This window comes from Cyanobium sp. Aljojuca 7D2, assembly GCF_024346415.1.
Lineage (GTDB): Bacteria > Cyanobacteriota > Cyanobacteriia > PCC-6307 > Cyanobiaceae > Cyanobium_A.
Map to the genome: position 1 here is coordinate 72,237 of NZ_JAGQCX010000010.1, position 16,497 is coordinate 88,733.

Sequence of the window (16,497 nt, forward strand, 5' to 3'; positions counted from 1 at the left end):
TCGCGATCGCTGTTTTGCGGTTGTTGAACAACTTGTTCAACAACCTCTGAAACCCGTTTGGGCCCAGGGCCTCTCTGTGGAGCTGATTCAGAAGCCCTGATCCACAAGCCCCATATCTACAAGCCCTGAGTCAGCGGATCTCGTAGTGCAGCCAGCGGCAGTCGATGCCGCCGTTGCTGATCGGAATGCGACGGCTGGCCTTCATTTTCAGGGCGCCGGTGAGCTCGGGGTTGCCGCTCAGCAGCCACAGGCTCCAGCCGCTGCAGCGCTCCTTCACCATCCGGCCCAGGTCGGCGTAGAGGGAGTCGAGGGCGTCCCGTTCGCCGATGCGCTCGCCGTAGGGCGGGTTGCACACCAGGATGCCGGGGCCCGCGGGCGGCTGAAAATCGCGACAGTCGCCCAGGCGCAGATCGAGCGCCTCGGCCACGCCGCCGGCCTTGGCATTGCTGCGGGCCTGCTCCAGCACGGCGGGATCCTGCTCCATGCCCACGATCGGCGGCAGGGGATCGCCGCTGGCGCGGGCCAGGCTGGCGGCGGCATCGCGCTCTTGCTGCCAGAGCTGGGGGTCGAAGTCGGGCCAGCGCTCCAGGGCGAAGTGCCGGCCCAGCCCCGGCGCCAGCCCCAGGGCTAGCCGTGCCGCTTCGATCAGCAGGGTGCCGGAGCCGCAGAGGGGATCGGCCAGGGGCACGCTGCCATCCCAACCGGTGAGGGCGATCAGGCCGGCGGCGAGGTTTTCCTTCAGCGGCGCCAGGCCCATGGCGGCCCGGTAGCCGCGACGGTGCAGGCTGCCGCCGCTGCCATCAAGGCTGAGGCTCGCCTCGCCCCCGCCCAGGTGCAGGTGCAGGGCCAGGTCGGGATCGTCGAGGTCGACGGAGGAGCGGGCGCCCCACTGCTGGCGTTGCAGGTCGACCAGGGCATTTTTGACCTGCAGGGCGCTGTAGTGGCTGTGGTTGAGGCCGGGGGCGGTGCCGGTGGCATCCACCCGGAAGGTGGTGCCGGGGGGCAGCCAGCGGCTCCAGTCGACGGCGCGCTGCACGCCGTCATAGAGCTCGTCTTTGCTGCGGCAGGGAAAGTGGGCCAGTTGACGCAGCAGCCGGAAGGGAAGGCGGGCCTGCAGGTGCAGCCGGTAGAAGCCAGCCAGGTCGCTCTCGAAGCGCACGGCCCGGAGTAGGGGTGAAACGGCTTGGCAGCCCAAGGCCGTGAGCTCGGACGCCGCGGCGTTTTCGAGGCCCGGTGGCACCACTGCCACGCCATGGATTGGTCCGCCGTTGATCGGTTCGGTGATGCCCACCCCTGCGTCCACCTGTGGCTGCTGCCACAATGCATGAGTCCGGTTTCGGTCGGACTAGGTGATCCACACCGGTGCTTCGGACAGCGGTTCGATTCCGCTCAGCTCCACTTCACGGGGCTGCAATGGTTTCGACGGGGTATGAGGAGGGTGACTGAAGCCTGCTCGGTAAGAGCAAACACGTAACAGCGAACAACATCGTTCGTTTCTCCCGTCAGACTGCCCCTGTGGCTGCCTGACCCTTTAAGGGAGATGGGGTGAGGTCAGCCTTATCACCCAAATGACCCATGGGGCCTGGAAGGGCCCTTTTCATTGGCTGAGCAATGGCGTGTCCCCACTGCGGCAGTTGGTCGGTTAAGGCGGATCGTGGCCTGGCTGGACGACTGGTGTGTGGACGCTGCGGCCGCCCGTTGGGCAGAGGCCAGCCGTCTAGGCGGCGGCGCATCAGGGTGAACCCCAACCGCTTGTCCCTGGGAATGGCCTTGGCAGCGCTGGTGTCGCTGGCGGCCCTGCTGGCGGTTTGGGATCTGCAGCGCTCGCGCTGGCAGGCTCCGCTTGATCGTTCCCGTCCCGCGGATTCGCTGCCAGCCCTCTAACGGCCTATCGCCAGGATCAATGCTGGCTGTGGTCGCCACCACTCTGGTAGCCACTCCACACCTTGAGCTCTTCGATGGTCTGCACCCCTTCGAGGCGTGGCTTGCCGGCCAGCTCCCAGGTGGGAAAAGCGCGGATTTTGGCGGCCGTGCACACAGCCCGGCCGTCGTCGGTTTTGTCGCACTCCACATAGGGGAGGCGGTTGCCAGCTTCTTTGCCAAACAGATTCTTTTGCTGGAAGCAGGCGGGACACCACCAGGCTCCGTAGAAGATGGCGCCCTTGGCGTGCAGATGGGCGCTGAGGGACTTCTGCTCAGGGGTGGAGGCTGCCAGCGCCTCCCCAAGGGTGGGGGTGGTGGAGGCGGCCGGAGCATTGGCGCCGCTGCCGGCACTGGCCGTGGCCGCAAAGCCCAGCAGCGCCGTGCTCAGGGCAATCAGCAGGCCGGAGCGCAGGGAGCTGGAAGCTGCCATGAACGGAGCAGGGGAGGGTTTGAGGGTAGGGCGATTGCGCGGCGTTTTCACCCGGATGTGAGCAAAACCACAGGCCTGTTCTCTGGCCTTGTTTTCGGTGTGGCGTTCGGCCTTCCGCCCTTCCAGGCGCCTGCGAATCCCCCTCGCGGCTGAGACACTGGTCGCCAGCGGTGGAGCCTTGGTCGATGAGCGCAAACGGCTACCGCGATTACTTCAAGGTGCTTGGGGTCGAGCGCGGTGCCGATGCCGATGCGGTCAAGCGTGCCTTTCGCAAGCTGGCCCGTCAGTACCACCCGGATGTGAACCCCGGTGATGCGGGGGCCGAGGCCAAGTTCAAGGAGGTGAGCGAGGCCTATGAGGTGCTCTCCGACCCCGACAAGCGCCGCCGCTACGAGCAGTTCGGCCAGTACTGGAGCCAGGCTGGTGGTGGCTCCGGTATGGGTGGCGTCGATGTGGATTTCGGCCGCTACGGCAACTTTGACGACTTCATCAACGATTTGCTCGGACGCTTCGGCGGCCCGGGCGGCGGTGGCGGGGCACCGGGTGGCTTTGGCTTTGGCTCCGGTTTTCCCGGCGGTTTTGGTGGACCGGGCTTTGGCGGACCAGGTTTTGGGGGACCCGGTGGGGCTGGCCGTGGCGCTCCGATCAATCTCGATGCTGAGGCCAGCATCAGCCTTTCTTTTGCCGATGCCTTCCGCGGCTCGGAGCGCACCCTGGCGGTGAACGACGAGCGCGTGCAGGTGCGCATTCCACCCGGGGTTAAGCCCGGCAGCCGGCTGCGGCTCAAGGGCAAGGGCAACCTGCAGCCCGGCACGGGACGCCGCGGCGATCTCTACCTCAACCTGCAGCTGCAGGACCATCCGGTGTGGAAGCTCGATGGCGATCAGCTGCGGGCCGAGTTGCCCCTGAGCCTCGATGAGCTGGCCCTTGGCGGCGAGGTGCGGGTGGCCACCCCCGATGGCGAGGCCTCCGTGCAGGTGCCGCCCGGCATGACCCTGGGCCGCAGCCTGCGGCTCAAGGGCAAGGGTTGGCCCCTCAAGGAGGGCCGCGGCGACCTGCTGCTCACCCCGGTGCTCAAGCTGCCCGACCAGCTCAGTGCCCAGGAGCGCCAGTTGCTCGAGCAGCTGCGGGCGGCCCGCAGCGCCGATCCTCGGGCGGGGTGGATCCAGGCGGCCCGTCTCTAGGATCCGCCCTAGCCACACCGCCGTCATGGAGCTCACTTACCGTCCCCGCCGTTTGCGCCGCACGCCGGCCCTGAGGGCGATGGTGCGGGAGCATCACCTCAGCGCGGCTGATTTCATCTATCCCCTCTTCGTGCATGAGGGTGCCACCAACGAGCCGATCGGGGCCATGCCCGGTGCGATGCGCTGGAGCCTCGAAGGACTGGTGCAGGAAGTGGGCCGGGCCTGGGATCTCGGCATCCGCTGCGTCGTGCTGTTCCCGAAGGTGGCCGATGGCCTTAAAACCGAGGACGGCGCCGAATGCTTCAACGAGGGTGGTCTGATCCCCCGTGCCATCCGCCGGCTCAAGCAGGAGCATCCCGGCATGGCGATCATGACCGACGTCGCCCTCGACCCCTATTCCTGCGACGGCCATGACGGCATCGTCAGCGAGGAGGGGGTGGTGCTCAACGACGACACCGTGGCCATCCTCTGCAAGCAGGCGGTGGCCCAGGCTCGGGCCGGTGCCGACCTGATCGGCCCCAGCGACATGATGGATGGCCGCGTTGGCGCCATCCGCGAAGCCCTCGATGAGGAGGGTTTCGAGCACGTGGGGATCATCAGCTACACGGCCAAATACGCCTCCGCCTACTACGGCCCTTTCCGTGAAGCCCTGGATTCGGCACCCCGCGCGGCCGCCGGCAAGCCCATTCCCACCGACAAGAGCACGTATCAGATGGATCCGGCCAATGGCCGTGAAGCCCTCACCGAAGCCCTGCTCGATGAGCAGGAAGGCTCCGACATCCTGATGGTGAAGCCCGGCCTGGCCTACCTCGACATCATTCACCGGCTGCGCGGCGAAACCGAGCTGCCGATCGCGGCCTACAACGTGAGTGGTGAGTACGCGATGGTGAAGGCCGCCGCGGAGAAGGGCTGGATCGACGAGCGGGCGGTGGTGCTGGAAACCCTGCTCTGCTTCAAACGGGCCGGCGCTGATCTGATCCTCACCTATCACGCCTGCGATGCAGCCGCCTGGCTGCGCCAGGGATGACCCACTTGACCCCCATGATCCCTGCTCCCATCCCTGCCGCCCACACCCTTGGCCACGTGGCCCTGCGGGTGCAGGACATGGAGCGCGCCAAGGCCTTTTACCTAAGCCTGGGCCTGCAGCTCACCTGGGATTCACCCGACTGGGCCTACCTGGAGTGGCCCGGCGGTGGCAGCGGCATCGCTCTGCTGAGCCCGGATTACAAGGCGGCTGGCCCCCACTTCGCCTTCCACTTCCGTGATCGGGCTGAAGTGGATGCCGTACATGCCCAGCTGGTGGCTGTCGGCCAAGCCTGCGGCCCGGTGCATGACCACCGCGACGGCACCGCCAGCTTTTACCTGCAGGATTCGGAAGGCAATTGGCTGGAGATGCTCTACGAGCCCCCCGGCGGCATCCCCTCCAACCTGGGCGGGTGACGACGTTCGCCCATCCCTCAGCTCCGATTCAACAGGAAGCCCTGGAGCTGCTGGAGTGGCCGCGACTGGCCGAGCAGCTGGCCAGTTTTGCCAGCACGGCCCCGGGCCGTCGCGCCTGTCAGGCCCTGCCCCTGCCCGACTCCCTGGTGGCCAGCCAGGAGCTGCTGGCGGAAACCACCGAACTGCTGGGCCTCGATGGGGTGTTGGAGGGAGGCCTGAGTTTCCAGGGCGTCGCCGACATCGCGCCGCTGGTGACCCTCTGCGCCAAGGGCGGCACCGCGGCCGGTGAAGATCTGCTGGCCCTGGCCGGCACCCTGGCGGCGGCGCGCCGGCTGCGGCGCCAGATCGACGATGCCGAGCTGAGGCCGGTGTGCTCGGCCCTGGTGGCTGAGTTGCGCACCCTGCCGGAGCTGGAGCAGCGGCTGCACTTCTGCCTGGAGGAGGGCGGCCGGGTGGCCGATCGGGCCAGCCCGCCCCTGGAGGGGCTGCGCCGGCAGCTGCTGGGCGTGCGTTCGGAGCGGCGGGAGCGGCTTCAGGAGCTGCTGCGCCGCTGGGGCTCGCTGCTGCAGGACAGCGTGATTTCCGAGCGCAATGGCCGGCCGGTGCTGGCGGTGAAGGCCGGTGCCGCCGGCCAGGTGCCGGGGCTGGTGCACGACAGTTCGGCCTCAGGGCAGACGGTGTTCATCGAGCCCCAGGCTGTGATTGCCCTGGGCAACCGCATCCGCGACCTGGAGGGGCGTGAGCGGGAGCTGGAACGGCAGGTGCTGATGACCTTGAGCACCCAGGTGGGGGAGGAGGCCGAAGCCCTGACGGGCCTGCAACAGGTGCTGTTGCGTCTGGATGCGGGGGTGGCCCGGGCCCGCTATGGCCAGTGGCTGGGGGCGGTGCGGCCCGAGTTGGCGGCCGAGCCGGAGGCCCCCTTTGAGCTGCGCGACCTGCGCCACCCGCTGCTGCTCTGGCAGCACAAGCGGCAGGGCGGCCATCCGGTGGTGCCGGTGAGCCTGGTGGTGGCACCGGAGCTGCGGGTGGTGGCGATCACCGGCCCCAACACCGGCGGCAAGACCGTCACCCTGAAGAGCGTGGGGCTCGCGGCGCTGATGGCCCGCGCCGGGCTGTTTCTGCCCTGCAGCGGCACGCCGCGGCTGCCCTGGTGCGCCCAGGTGCTGGCCGACATCGGTGATGAGCAGTCGCTGCAGCAAAACCTCTCCACCTTCAGCGGCCACATCCGCCGGATCGCCCGCATCCTCGATGCCCTGCCTGCTGGAGCCGGTGTGGGGGGGAGCGCATCTGACGCGACGCTGGTGCTGCTCGATGAGGTGGGTGCCGGCACTGATCCCCTGGAGGGCTCGGCCCTCGCCACGGCCTTGCTGAAGCATCTGGCCGATCGGGCCCGCCTGACGATCGCCACCACCCACTTCGGCGAGCTCAAAGCTCTCAAATACAACGATCCCCGTTTCGAGAACGCTTCGGTGGCCTTCGACGTGGACACCCTCTCCCCCACCTACCGGCTGCAGTGGGGGATTCCGGGCCGCAGCAACGCCCTGGCCATCGCCCGCCGGTTGGGCCTGGGGGCGTCTGTGCTGGAGCTCGCCGCCGCCCAGCTGGAGCCCCTTGGCGAGGGTGAGGTGAACCAGGTGATCGCCGGCCTGGAAGACCAGCGCCAGCGCCAGCAGGAGGCCGCCGAGGAGGCTGCCGCCCTGCTGGCCCGCACCGAGTTGCTGCACGAGGAGTTGCTGCTGCGCTGGCAGCAGCAAACCCAGCAGAGCGCCGAGCTGCAGGAGCAGCGGCGCCAGCAGCTGGAGCGCTCGATCCGCCAGGGCCAGAACGAGGTGAAACGGATCATTCGCCGTCTGCGCCAGGGCCACGATGCCAGCCGCGCCAGCCGCGCTGAACTGGGTGAAACCGCCCGTCAGGCCGGCCAACGCCTCAAATCCCTGGAGCAGCAGCACCGCCCCGCCCCGGAGCGGCGGGAGCACCGCGGCTGGATGCCCGCCGTGGGCGATCGGGTGCGGGTGCTGTCGCTGGGCAAGGCCGGTGAGGTGCTGGCCCTGGCCGATGACGGTCGTGAACTCACCGTGCGCTGTGGGGTGATGCGGCTGACGCTGGAGCTGGCGGGCATTGAGGGCCTGCATGGCGAGAAACCCAGCCCGCCGGAGGTGCGGGTGCAGGTCAAGGGGCAGCGGGGGCTGGGCGGCCGTGGCCCCGACGTGCGCACCGAGGGCAACACGGTGGATGTGCGGGGCCTGCGGGTGCACGAGGCCGAGGCGGCGGTGGAGGAGCGGCTGCGCGGCGCCAATGGGCCGGTGTGGGTGATCCACGGCATCGGCACCGGCAAGCTCAAGCGTGGCCTGCGCCAGTGGCTCACCAGCGTGCCCTATGTGGAGCGGGTGAGCGATGCCGAGCAGGGCGACGGCGGCCCTGGCTGCAGCGTGATTTACGTGAAGTAGGGCCCTCTAGCCAAACGAGGGCAAGCGCGGCTCTGCTGTGGCCGGTTCGGCTACCAGGGGCAGGGCATCTCCGGCGGCATCGAACAGGCGCCAGCCGCGGGGATCGACATCCAGGTGCAGCGTGGATCCGGGCGGCAAGTTGTCTTCGGGGCCGACCCGCACCTGCACCAGGTGATCGCCCTCCTCCAGGCGGCAGGTGAGCAGCTGCTCGTTGCCGAGAGCTTCGCCATGGCTCACCTCGGCCCGCAGGTTGCGGTTGGTGGCGGGTGCCAGCCGGAAGTGCTCGGGCCGCAGTCCGCCGGTGAGCTCCTGCCCGGCCCGCGCGGCCAGGGCCTCGGCCAGGGGGCCTTCCACCGCCAGCTTGCGGCTACCCAGTTGCAGCTGGCCGGCGCTGATCGCCTCCACCGGCAGCAGGTTCATCGCGGGGCTACCGATGAACTGGGCCACGAACAGGTTGGCGGGCCATTGGTAGAGCTCCATCGGCGTGCCCAGCTGTTGCAGCTGACCGGCGTTGAGCACGGCGATTCGGTGTCCCATCGTCATCGCTTCCACCTGGTCGTGGGTGACGTAGAGGGTGGTGGTACCCAGCCGCCGCTGCAGCTCAACGATCTGGGTGCGGGTGCCGGTGCGCAGCTTGGCGTCGAGGTTGCTGAGCGGCTCATCCATCAGGAACACAGCCGGCTGGCGGGCGATGGCGCGGCCCAGGGCGACGCGCTGCTTCTGGCCCCCGGAAAGTTCCTTGGGTAGGCGATCGAGCAGGTGGTCGAGCTCCAGGGTCTCCGCCACCTCGGCGATGCGTTGGGCGATGCGCTCCTCCCTACGGGAGCGCACCTGCAGGGGCCCGGGCAGCCGCCGGGAGGCCAGGTGCAGGCTGTCCTGCAGCTGCTGCAGGGCGGTGCGGTGGCGGCTGCGGCGCAGCCCGAAGCCGATGTTGCCGGCCACCGTGAGATGGGGGTAGAGCGCGTAGCTTTGAAACACCATGGCCACGTCCCGCTGGGCTGGGCGTAGCTGGCTGACGGGCCGGTTGCCGACGTAGATCTCGCCGTGGCTGGGCTGCTCCAGGCCCGCCAGCAGCCGCAGCAGGGTGCTCTTGCCGCAGCCCGACGGCCCCACCAGCACCAGAAATTCGCCGTCCTGGATCTGCAGATCTAGTTGCCGCAGCACCTCCACCGGATCGCTTCCCCTGCGGGGTGGGTAGGTCTTGCTGACTTGCTGGAAGCGAACCTCTGCCAAAACGGCCCTTCAGACGGCGCGATCCTAGGTTTGTCCCAATGCAATTCATTGATCAGGCCCGCATCGCGGTCAAGGCCGGCCGGGGCGGCGACGGAATCGTGGCCTTCCGCCGCGAAAAATATGTGCCGGCGGGCGGGCCTTCCGGCGGAGATGGCGGCCGCGGCGGCGACGTGCTGCTGGTGGCGGATGCCAACCTCCAGACCCTGCTGGATTTCAAGTACAAGCGCCTGTTCGCGGCCATCGATGGCCGGCGGGGTGGCCCTAACCGCTGCACCGGCGCCAGCGGCGATCCCCTGGTGATCAAGGTGCCCTGCGGGACGGAGGTGCGCGATGCCCGCACAGCCATCCTGCTCGGCGACCTCACCGATCCCGGCGATGCGTTGTTGGTGGCGCTGGGCGGCCGCGGCGGCCTCGGCAATGCCCACTACCTCAGCAACCGCAACCGGGCGCCCGAGAAGTTCACCGAGGGCAAGGAGGGTGAGGAGTGGATGCTGCAGCTGGAGCTCAAGCTGCTGGCGGAGGTGGGCATCATCGGCCTGCCCAACGCCGGCAAGAGCACCTTGATTTCCGTGCTCTCGGCGGCCCGGCCCAAGATCGCCGACTATCCCTTCACCACCCTGGTGCCCAACCTGGGGGTGGTGCGCCGGCCCAGCGGTGATGGCACCGTGTTTGCAGATATCCCTGGCTTGATTGCCGGAGCGGCCCAGGGTGCCGGCCTTGGCCACGACTTCCTGCGCCATATCGAGCGCACTCGGCTTCTGATCCATCTGATCGATGCCAGCGTCGACAACGTGCTGGCCGATGTTCAGGTGGTGGAGCAGGAGCTGACGGCTTACGGCCACGGCCTGGACCAACGGCCTCGGCTGGTGGTGCTCAACAAGATCGAGTTGCTCGACCCCGTTGCGCTGGAGGCTGAGCTCGAAGGCTTGCGCCAACACGTGCAGGCCCGTGGAGGTCCACCCGTTCTGGCCATTTCAGCTGCGGCTTCGAAAAATTTGCCCGAGCTGCTGGCCGCGGTATGGCAGCAGCTCGGGATTTCCCAGGCCTGATCAGTATCGAGGCCGAAGGGGTGCTCAGTCGTCGTACACGCGGCACTCAGGTGCGGAGGGGTTGAGGTCGCAGAAGACTTCCAACGGAGTGGGGTCGTGGCTGTCTTCGGGGTGGTGCTCCTTGAACTCTTGGAGGCCCTGCAGCTCCTCCTCCAAGTGGCGGACTTTGCCCAAGTCGCCAGCGGCCCGGGCGGCTTCGATCTCGCTCTGGTCCTTCTGGATGTGCTCGTCGATGCTTTTCATTCGGATACCGGCTGCCTAAGGCCGGAACTCACCGCGGCTCACCATACGGGCGCCAAACCACCTTGCGCCTTTCTGTTGCCTGCTGCGGATCTGCCCAGGCGTGGCTAGCAGCAGGAAAAGCGCATTGCGGGGGATCCCCATGGCACGCATCAAGCAGCGGCGCGGTCGGCACTTCATGGATGAGAACGGGCGTCTGTTCTGGATCAACGGTCCTGAGGAGCACTGCTACCTCTCTGAGCAACGCCAGTGGCGGCGGGGCCTGAGCTTTGACGATGTGTTGGATTGGAAACAATGTGCGCCTAGTGGCCTGGTGAGTCAGCGCTTTCCCTCCCTGCAGGCCGCCTGTGAGGCCCATGAGCATGGCCTGATCACCTGGTACCAGGATCTCTATCTGCGGCGCATGGGTGACCAAATGGCCACCCACCGCGCGGCCGACGACTACAAGCCCACCGCCATGAAGGAGGCCGAGGCCCACGGCGCCCGGGTGCGTCGCCAGCCCTGGCTTCTGCCAGAACCGGCCGGCCCGGTCTGTGGCCTGCCGCCGCGACAGCGCGGCGGCACGGAGGGGGCCCTGGACATGGCCCATCCCCACCGCCGGCGCCGCTCGGCTGCGGCGATGGCAACTCCCTCACCCCGTTAGCTCGCTGAGGGCCAGCCAGCGCTCTTCGCCCGCGTGGATCCGCTCGCTCAGCTGGGCCAGGTCGTAGGTGAGCGCCTCCAGGGCGGTGTAGTCGCTGCCCCCGCTGGCCAGGGCCTGCTCCAGCTCGCGGCGCTGCTGCTCCCACTGCGGCAGGTTGGTCTCCAGGTCGGCCAATTCGCGGGTTTCCTTGAAGCTGCGGCGCCGTGGCTGGGTGCTCCCGGCCGGCGCGGTTTTGGGGGGTGGGCTTTGCGCCTGAGGTGCGGCGGACGCCTGGGATGGAGCCTGGCGAGCGGCGCTGGCCTCCAGGTAGGCGCTGTAGTTGCCCTCGAAGCGCTGCAGCTCGCCCTTTTCGAAGCAGAACAGCCGGTCCACGGTGCGGTCGAGGAAGTAGCGGTCGTGGGAGACCACCACCACGCAGCCGCGGAAGTCTTCGAGGAAGTCTTCCAGCACGCTCAGGGTCTGCACGTCGAGGTCGTTGGTGGGCTCGTCGAGCAGCAGCACGTTGGGCGCCTCGATCAGCAGCCGGCAGAGGTGCAGCCGCCGCCGCTCGCCGCCGGAGAGCTTGCCGACCGGCTGGTGTTGCTGAGCCGGTGGGAAGAGGAACCGCTCCAGCAGCTGGGAGGCGCTCAGCTCTTCACCATCCACCGACACTCGGCTGGCGGCAGCCTGCACCACCTCCAGCACCTTTTGGTCGGGTTTGAGCAGCACGTCGCTGTGCTGGTCGAAGTAGGCCAGCTTCACGGTGGAGCCCAGCTCCAGGCTGCCGCTGCTGGGTTGGCGCCGGCCGGCGATCACTTCCAGCAGGCTCGACTTGCCCACGCCATTGGGCCCGATGATGCCGATCCGGTCCTCCGGGCTGAAGTCGTAGCTGAAGGCGCGTAGCAGGGGCCTGGCATCGGGGCCCTCACCGGCGCTCACCCCCAGCTCCTCGGCGGTGATCGCCCGCTTGCCGAGCCGCCGGCTCGTGGTGGCCAGACTCACCTGGCCTCGGCTCTGGCGCTGGGGTGCCTCCCGCATCGCCTCAATGCGCTGGATCCGCGCTTTCTGCTTGGTGCTGCGGGCTTTGGGGCCCTGCCGCAGCCAGGCCAGCTCTCGCCGCAGCGTGCCCTTGAACTTGGCGGCCGATGCCGCTTCTGATGCCTCCTCCTCGGCCTTGTGGGTGAGGTAGGTGGCGTAGTTGCCGGCGTAGCTGCGGGCCAGGCCCCGATCCACCTCCACGATGCGGCGGGTGACCCGATCGAGCACGTAGCGGTCGTGGGTCACCAGCACCAGGGCGCCTGGGAATCGATCGAGATAGCTCTGCAGCCACTCCACGCCGTTGGCGTCGAGGTGGTTGGTGGGCTCATCCAGCAGCAGCACGTCTGGCTCGGCCACCAGGGCGGCGGCCAGGGCCACCCGCTTGCGGTAGCCGCCAGAGAGGTCGCCCACCTTGCGGTCGATGTCGGCGATGCCGAGCCGCTCCAGCACCTCGCGGCACTGCTGCTCCAGGCCCCAGGCGTTGAGCTGGTCCATGCGCCCGTGAAGATCGCTCAGCTGGGCCAGGGCGGTGGCGTTGTCGGGGCTGTCGGCCACGGCCTGGCTGAGGGCCGTGTGTTGCCGCAACAGGGCCATCTTCTCGCCGCTGCCGGCAAACACCTGCTCCAGCACCGTGTGTGCAGGGTCGAGCTCGGGCTCCTGGTCGACCAGCACCACCCGGGTGCGGGGGGCGCAGCGCCGCTGGCCGCTGCCCAGGGGCTCATGGCCGGCCAGCACCTTCAGCAGGGTGCTCTTGCCAGCGCCATTGGGGCCGATCAGCCCCAGCCGCTCCCCCTCGCCGATATGCAGGGTGAGGCCTTCAAACAGGGTGCGGATGCCGAAATCCTTGCCGGCCTCCACCAGGCTGATCAGGCTCAAGGCGCCACTCCGGCTGCGGGGTCAGCCCCGCCTGCAGCCTGGGCCTTGAGATACACGAAAACGCTCTTGTCACCCACGTCGGCCGCGGCGGGCATGGGGAATTTGCGCAGGCAGAGCACCAGCAGCAAAGTGCTTTCCAGGCCGAGCAAGGCCGTGCTGATCGGGGGCTGGAGCAGGCCACTGAGGTGGCCGAGCAGGGCCAGCGGCAGCAGCAGCGTCACCCCGATCGCCTCGGGCCGGCGGAAGCAGAAGAATTCCTTGAAGCCCACCCCCGCCAGGGCGGCGAAGAAGGGGCCGATCGCCAGCACCCAGAGGCGTTGGTTGGCTAAGGCCGGCAGCATGCCCCCGGGGCCGCGGCTGGCCGCCAGGGCCAGTGCTCCGATGCAGCCGAGCAGCCAGAACAGCTGCAACGCCCGGTGCAGCGGCACCAGGTAGATGTGAATCCAGCGCAGGGCCAGGCCCAGCCCCGCCGCCATCAGCAGCATCCAGGGCCACACCAGCTCCGACCCCAGCTGCCGCCACTGCAGCAGCAACCCCGCCTGGCCCACGGCCACGGCGGTGAGGGCCAGGCGATAGCCGAGCACTTCGCGCCGGTCGGTGGCATCGATGGTGTAGGGGCCATACACCCCCTCAAACACCGGATCGCTCATGGTGGTGCCCTGGATCACGGATCAACTGGATCGGCCCAGGCCCCTGGAACGGGGCGGCCTGTCACCAGTGTGGCGAGCGGTGGCCCGGCGGGAATGATTCCGGAGGGATGCAGGGGGAACAGGGCTCCGAAGTAGTCGCGGCGCCAGGCCTCCGGCCAGCAGGTGCTGGCCACGCCGGGCAGCTCGTGGAAGCGCTGCCGCCAGTCCCACAGGGCCGGCAGCTGCCAGAGGGGCAGGCGGCTGCAGCCAAACAGGGGCGCGTACACCAACTCCAGGCGGATCAACGTGGGGAACAGCACCACGTCGGCCAGGCTCAGTTCGGCCCCACTCAGCCAGGGCTTCTGCTCGAGAGCCCGATCCGCGTCGCTCAGTGCCGCAAACAGCGCTTCTTCGGCCCGGTTGTAGGCGGCCTGGCTGCGGGCGAAGCCGCAGCGGTACACCCCATCGTTGACGGCGCTCTGCAGCCGTTCGCGCCAGTGCGTGGTGGCGGCCTCTTGGGTGGGGGGCTCCAGATCGGGCGCGTCGGGGGAGGGCCAGCGGTTGAGCAGCTCGATCAGCCGGGCGCTTTCGCCCACCAGAATGCGCCGCTCCCGGCGGGAATAAAGCGCCGGCACCGTGGCCCGCTGCCCGGGATCGGCTCCCGAGTGCTCGTAGAGCTCGATCAAGGTGGTGCAGCCCTCAAAGGGCTCAGCGAAGCGCCAGCGGCCTTCCTCGGGATCGGGATCCACCACCAACAGGCTGATGCTGGCTGCCAGCTGGCGCAGGTTCCACACCAGCCAGGCCCGGTGGGCCCAGGGGCAGCTCCGGCCCACGATCAGCACATGGCCATCGGCCGCGGCGGCATCGCTGGGCAGCGGCGGCAGGGCGATGAAGGCCCCCGCCGGCCGGCGGTAGTTGCCGTCGGCATCGGCGGGCCCCAGGCCGCCCATCAGCTGGCGCCATTGCCAGTGCCAGAGCGCCCGGGCCGTGCGCACCAGGGGGGCAGGAGGGGCCATGGTTGAGGTCGGGGCAAGGGTCTGAATCTGCGTCAGGCTGGCCCCGAAATCCAGCGCCTGGCACCAGCCATCCCCCGATGAGCCCGATTTCAGCGCCGGCCAAGGTCTTGGTGGTGGCCGGCACCCATGGCAATGAGCGCAATGCCCCCTGGCTGCTGGAGCACTGGCGCCGCCACCCAGAAGCCCTGCAGCGCCACGGTCTCGACCTGGAGCTGGTGATCGGCAACCCCGCCGCCCATGCCCGCAATCGTCGCTACCTCGAACGCGATCTCAACCGCTGTTTTGCCATGGAGCTGTTGGCGGATGTCTCCCAGGATGGGGCGGATCTGCAGCGCGCCCGGGAGCTGGTGGTCAGCCATGGCCCCGAGGCCGAAGACCCCTGCCTGGTGGCACTGGATCTGCACAGCACCACCAGTGCCATGGGCAACGCGCTGGTGATCTACGGCCGGCGCCCGGCCGATCTGGCCCTGGCGGCCGGCATTCAGGGGCTGCTGGGCTTGCCGATCTACCTGCACGAAGCCGATGCCGCGCAAACAGGCTTTCTGGTGGAGCGCTGGCCCTGTGGCTTGGTGATCGAAGTGGGGCCCGTGCCCCAGGGGGTGATCCAGGCCCAGATCTGCCGCCAAACTCAGCTGGGGGTGGAGGCGGCTTTGGCGGTGTTGGCAGCGGCGCAGCGAGGAACGCTGCGGCTGCCGGCGGAGCTGGTGGTGCACCGCCATCTGGGCAGCCTGGATTTGCCACGCCACGCCGATGGCACGCCCAAGGCCTACCTGCATCCGGCGTTGCAGCACCGCGATTGGCAACCGCTGCATCCGGGTGATCCGGTGTTTGCCGATCCGGGTGGGACGACCCTCAGCTTTGAGCCGCCGCCGGGCCTGGAGGGCCAGCCCGTTTGGCCCGTGTTCGTCAATGAAGCGGCCTACGGCGAGAAGGGCATTGCCCTGAGCCTCACCCGTCGGGAAGGCTGGCCGGTCTCAGCCGCCTGGTCTGCAGCCCTTTCGGCTGTGGCGTCGAAGCTGGCTCAGCGCGGGGCGCCGTTGTAATCAACGCCCAGCACGGTGCGGCCATCACTGGAAATGCGGATCTCGGTCTCCACGCTGGGGGCCAGGTCCAGTTGCTGCCAGCCAGGGGCGCCACCAAGGAAGCGGAAGAGATAGCCGTTGTTGGTGTTGCTGATCAGGCACTGGTTGCCGGCGCTGGCGGTTTCGTACATGCATTGCGCTGGCCGGTACACACTCAGACCCCCGTTGCTTTGGATCGCTGTGTTGCGCGCCAGGTTGAGGGCCCGCACGGCGCTGAAGGGCACGGGGGCATCGGCCTGGGCCTGCGCCACAAGGGGCGCCTGCAGGGCCAGGCCGCCGGCCAACAGGCCTGGGCTCAGCAACATCGCTGCGGCAGCAAGAGGGGAGCGCATGGATTCAGGGCTTTTGTGGGCTCCAGCTCAACCTGGGGCCCCGCTCCTGTCAAGCGGGATCAACCGCACACCAGGGTCGACTGTTCTTTGGTGCAGGGCAAATCGCTCTTGGTGCCGTCGGCCCAGTAGATGCGGAGCCGGTCGTCTTGAGTGCCGCTGCGGTACGTGAGCGACTTGATCGCCCCAGCTGGAGGTTTGCCGGCTGGATCCGCCCCGTTGCCCGGGGTCACGGCGTTGAGCTTCTGCTCCAGCTGCTGAATCTTGAGTTCGAGTTGTTCCTGGCGCTGAAGCACCCGCTGCAGTTCGGCAGACGGTTGCCGTTGACAGCCCCCGATCAGGAGTGCGGTGCTGGCCACCGCCACCAGGGCGGCACGGATGGGCAGGGCTTGAAGCGTGGGGGGCAGTGCCATGCCGGAGAAGGGCCTGTGCAGGGAAACTCCTAGCAGTGGCAGCAGCGGCTGGCTATGGATTGCCGCCATAGCCCGCCCGGATCGCCACCCATCAGCTGCGCTAATCAGAGTCATCAGCAGGCCTGCGGCATCCAGGCCGCGGCTCTCTCACCATCACCGCAATCTTCCGTTACAGTTGCGAGCGACGGGATTCCGTCCGGCTGTTTTCGCTTCTGCTTTCTTGGCAGATCGGATTCCCGCCTTCCATACCCGTTCCTCTGGAACACCCTTCTCTCGTTCTCATGACAACCACTATTCAGCAGCGCCAAGGCGCTTCTGCGTGGAACCAGTTCTGCGAGTGGGTCACCTCCACCAACAACCGCCTGTATGTGGGCTGGTTCGGTGTGCTGATGATCCCCTGCCTCCTGGCTGCCACCATCTGCTTCATCGTGGCGTTCATCGCCGCTCCCCCCGTCGACATCGACGGCATCCGTGAGCCCGTCGCCGGCTCCCTGATGTACGGCAACAACATCATCTCTGGTGCTGTTGTGCCTTCCAGCAACGCCA

Annotated in this window: 16 protein-coding genes and 1 pseudogene; 8 read left to right on the forward strand and 9 right to left on the reverse strand. The window is 68.3% G+C overall.

The genetic code is table 11. The features are described from left to right. Window positions 1-130: 130 nt before the first annotated feature. Window positions 131-1,303 (reverse strand): class I SAM-dependent RNA methyltransferase, encoded by a 1,173-nt coding sequence (locus KBY57_RS11280; protein ID WP_254995978.1) that lies wholly within the window; start codon window positions 1,301-1,303, stop codon window positions 131-133. Between the two features lie 597 nt (window positions 1,304-1,900). Beyond that, window positions 1,901-2,353, reverse strand: coding sequence for a hypothetical protein (locus KBY57_RS11290; RefSeq protein ID WP_254988559.1), 453 nt, complete (start codon window positions 2,351-2,353; stop codon window positions 1,901-1,903). A 185-nt stretch (window positions 2,354-2,538) separates the two neighbouring features. Between KBY57_RS11290 and KBY57_RS11295 the strand changes: the two genes are divergently transcribed. The 4 genes from KBY57_RS11295 to KBY57_RS11310 are packed head-to-tail and all read left to right on the forward strand — an operon-like array spanning window position 2,539 to window position 7,424. After that, window positions 2,539-3,537, forward strand: a complete 999-nt coding sequence (locus KBY57_RS11295) for a DnaJ C-terminal domain-containing protein (RefSeq protein ID WP_254988560.1) — start codon at window positions 2,539-2,541, stop codon at window positions 3,535-3,537. 25 nt (window positions 3,538-3,562) lie between these two features. After that, the gene (gene hemB, locus KBY57_RS11300) at window positions 3,563-4,564 is read left to right on the forward strand and encodes a porphobilinogen synthase (protein WP_254995979.1); all 1,002 of its coding nucleotides are present in this window, start codon (window positions 3,563-3,565) and stop codon (window positions 4,562-4,564) included. 14 nt (window positions 4,565-4,578) lie between these two features. Continuing rightward, window positions 4,579-4,977: a VOC family protein gene (locus tag KBY57_RS11305; RefSeq protein WP_254995980.1), complete on the forward strand. Its 399-nt coding sequence runs from the start codon at window positions 4,579-4,581 to the stop codon at window positions 4,975-4,977. Beyond that, window positions 4,974-7,424, forward strand: coding sequence for an endonuclease MutS2 (locus KBY57_RS11310; protein ID WP_254995981.1), 2,451 nt, complete (start codon window positions 4,974-4,976; stop codon window positions 7,422-7,424). Before KBY57_RS11305 ends, KBY57_RS11310 begins: the two co-directional genes overlap by 4 nt. Before the next feature lie 6 nt (window positions 7,425-7,430). Here KBY57_RS11310 and KBY57_RS11315 read toward each other — a convergent pair whose 3' ends face one another. Next, window positions 7,431-8,657 carry an ABC transporter ATP-binding protein gene (locus KBY57_RS11315; protein WP_315859795.1) on the reverse strand — a complete coding sequence of 409 codons (1,227 nt, stop codon included), beginning with the start codon at window positions 8,655-8,657 and terminating at the stop codon, window positions 7,431-7,433. A 38-nt stretch (window positions 8,658-8,695) separates the two neighbouring features. On the opposite strand from KBY57_RS11315, the gene obgE reads away from it, so the two are divergent. Then, complete coding sequence (gene obgE / locus KBY57_RS11320) at window positions 8,696-9,706, forward strand: GTPase ObgE (protein WP_254995982.1); 1,011 nt, start codon at window positions 8,696-8,698, stop codon at window positions 9,704-9,706. A gap of 24 nt (window positions 9,707-9,730) precedes the next feature. Here obgE and KBY57_RS11325 read toward each other — a convergent pair whose 3' ends face one another. Continuing rightward, a complete protein-coding gene (locus KBY57_RS11325; RefSeq protein WP_254927535.1) occupies window positions 9,731-9,949 on the reverse strand; it encodes a CP12 domain-containing protein in 219 nt (72 codons plus the stop codon). A gap of 139 nt (window positions 9,950-10,088) precedes the next feature. Between KBY57_RS11325 and KBY57_RS11330 the strand changes: the two genes are divergently transcribed. Further along, window positions 10,089-10,589, forward strand: a complete 501-nt coding sequence (locus KBY57_RS11330) for a hypothetical protein (protein WP_254995983.1) — start codon at window positions 10,089-10,091, stop codon at window positions 10,587-10,589. Here KBY57_RS11330 and KBY57_RS11335 read toward each other — a convergent pair. Genes KBY57_RS11335 through KBY57_RS11345 form a run of 3 tightly spaced genes read right to left on the reverse strand, consistent with a single transcriptional unit; the run spans window position 10,578 to window position 14,127 of the window. Continuing rightward, on the reverse strand, window positions 10,578-12,482 hold the full coding sequence (locus KBY57_RS11335; RefSeq protein ID WP_254995984.1) for an ABC-F family ATP-binding cassette domain-containing protein: 1,905 nt from the start codon (window positions 12,480-12,482) through the stop codon (window positions 10,578-10,580). The two genes, KBY57_RS11330 and KBY57_RS11335, sit on opposite strands and share 12 nt — an antisense overlap. Continuing rightward, window positions 12,479-13,132: a DUF2301 domain-containing membrane protein gene (locus tag KBY57_RS11340; protein ID WP_254995995.1), complete on the reverse strand. Its 654-nt coding sequence runs from the start codon at window positions 13,130-13,132 to the stop codon at window positions 12,479-12,481. The genes KBY57_RS11335 and KBY57_RS11340 overlap by 4 nt, the downstream gene beginning before the upstream one ends. Before the next feature lie 14 nt (window positions 13,133-13,146). Next, window positions 13,147-14,127: a glutathione S-transferase C-terminal domain-containing protein gene (locus tag KBY57_RS11345; RefSeq protein ID WP_254995985.1), complete on the reverse strand. Its 981-nt coding sequence runs from the start codon at window positions 14,125-14,127 to the stop codon at window positions 13,147-13,149. A 77-nt stretch (window positions 14,128-14,204) separates the two neighbouring features. Between KBY57_RS11345 and KBY57_RS11350 the strand changes: the two genes are divergently transcribed. Then, on the forward strand, window positions 14,205-15,170 hold the full coding sequence (locus tag KBY57_RS11350) for an aspartoacylase (protein ID WP_254995986.1): 966 nt from the start codon (window positions 14,205-14,207) through the stop codon (window positions 15,168-15,170). Here KBY57_RS11350 and KBY57_RS11355 read toward each other — a convergent pair. Then, window positions 15,149-15,541, reverse strand: coding sequence for a hypothetical protein (locus tag KBY57_RS11355; protein WP_254995987.1), 393 nt, complete (start codon window positions 15,539-15,541; stop codon window positions 15,149-15,151). The two genes, KBY57_RS11350 and KBY57_RS11355, sit on opposite strands and share 22 nt — an antisense overlap. Before the next feature lie 59 nt (window positions 15,542-15,600). Continuing rightward, a complete protein-coding gene (locus KBY57_RS11360) occupies window positions 15,601-15,951 on the reverse strand; it encodes a hypothetical protein (protein WP_254995988.1) in 351 nt (116 codons plus the stop codon). Between the two features lie 281 nt (window positions 15,952-16,232). On the opposite strand from KBY57_RS11360, the pseudogene KBY57_RS11365 reads away from it, so the two are divergent. Further along, window positions 16,233-16,497, forward strand: a pseudogene (locus KBY57_RS11365) (photosystem II q(b) protein); the annotation flags it as partial.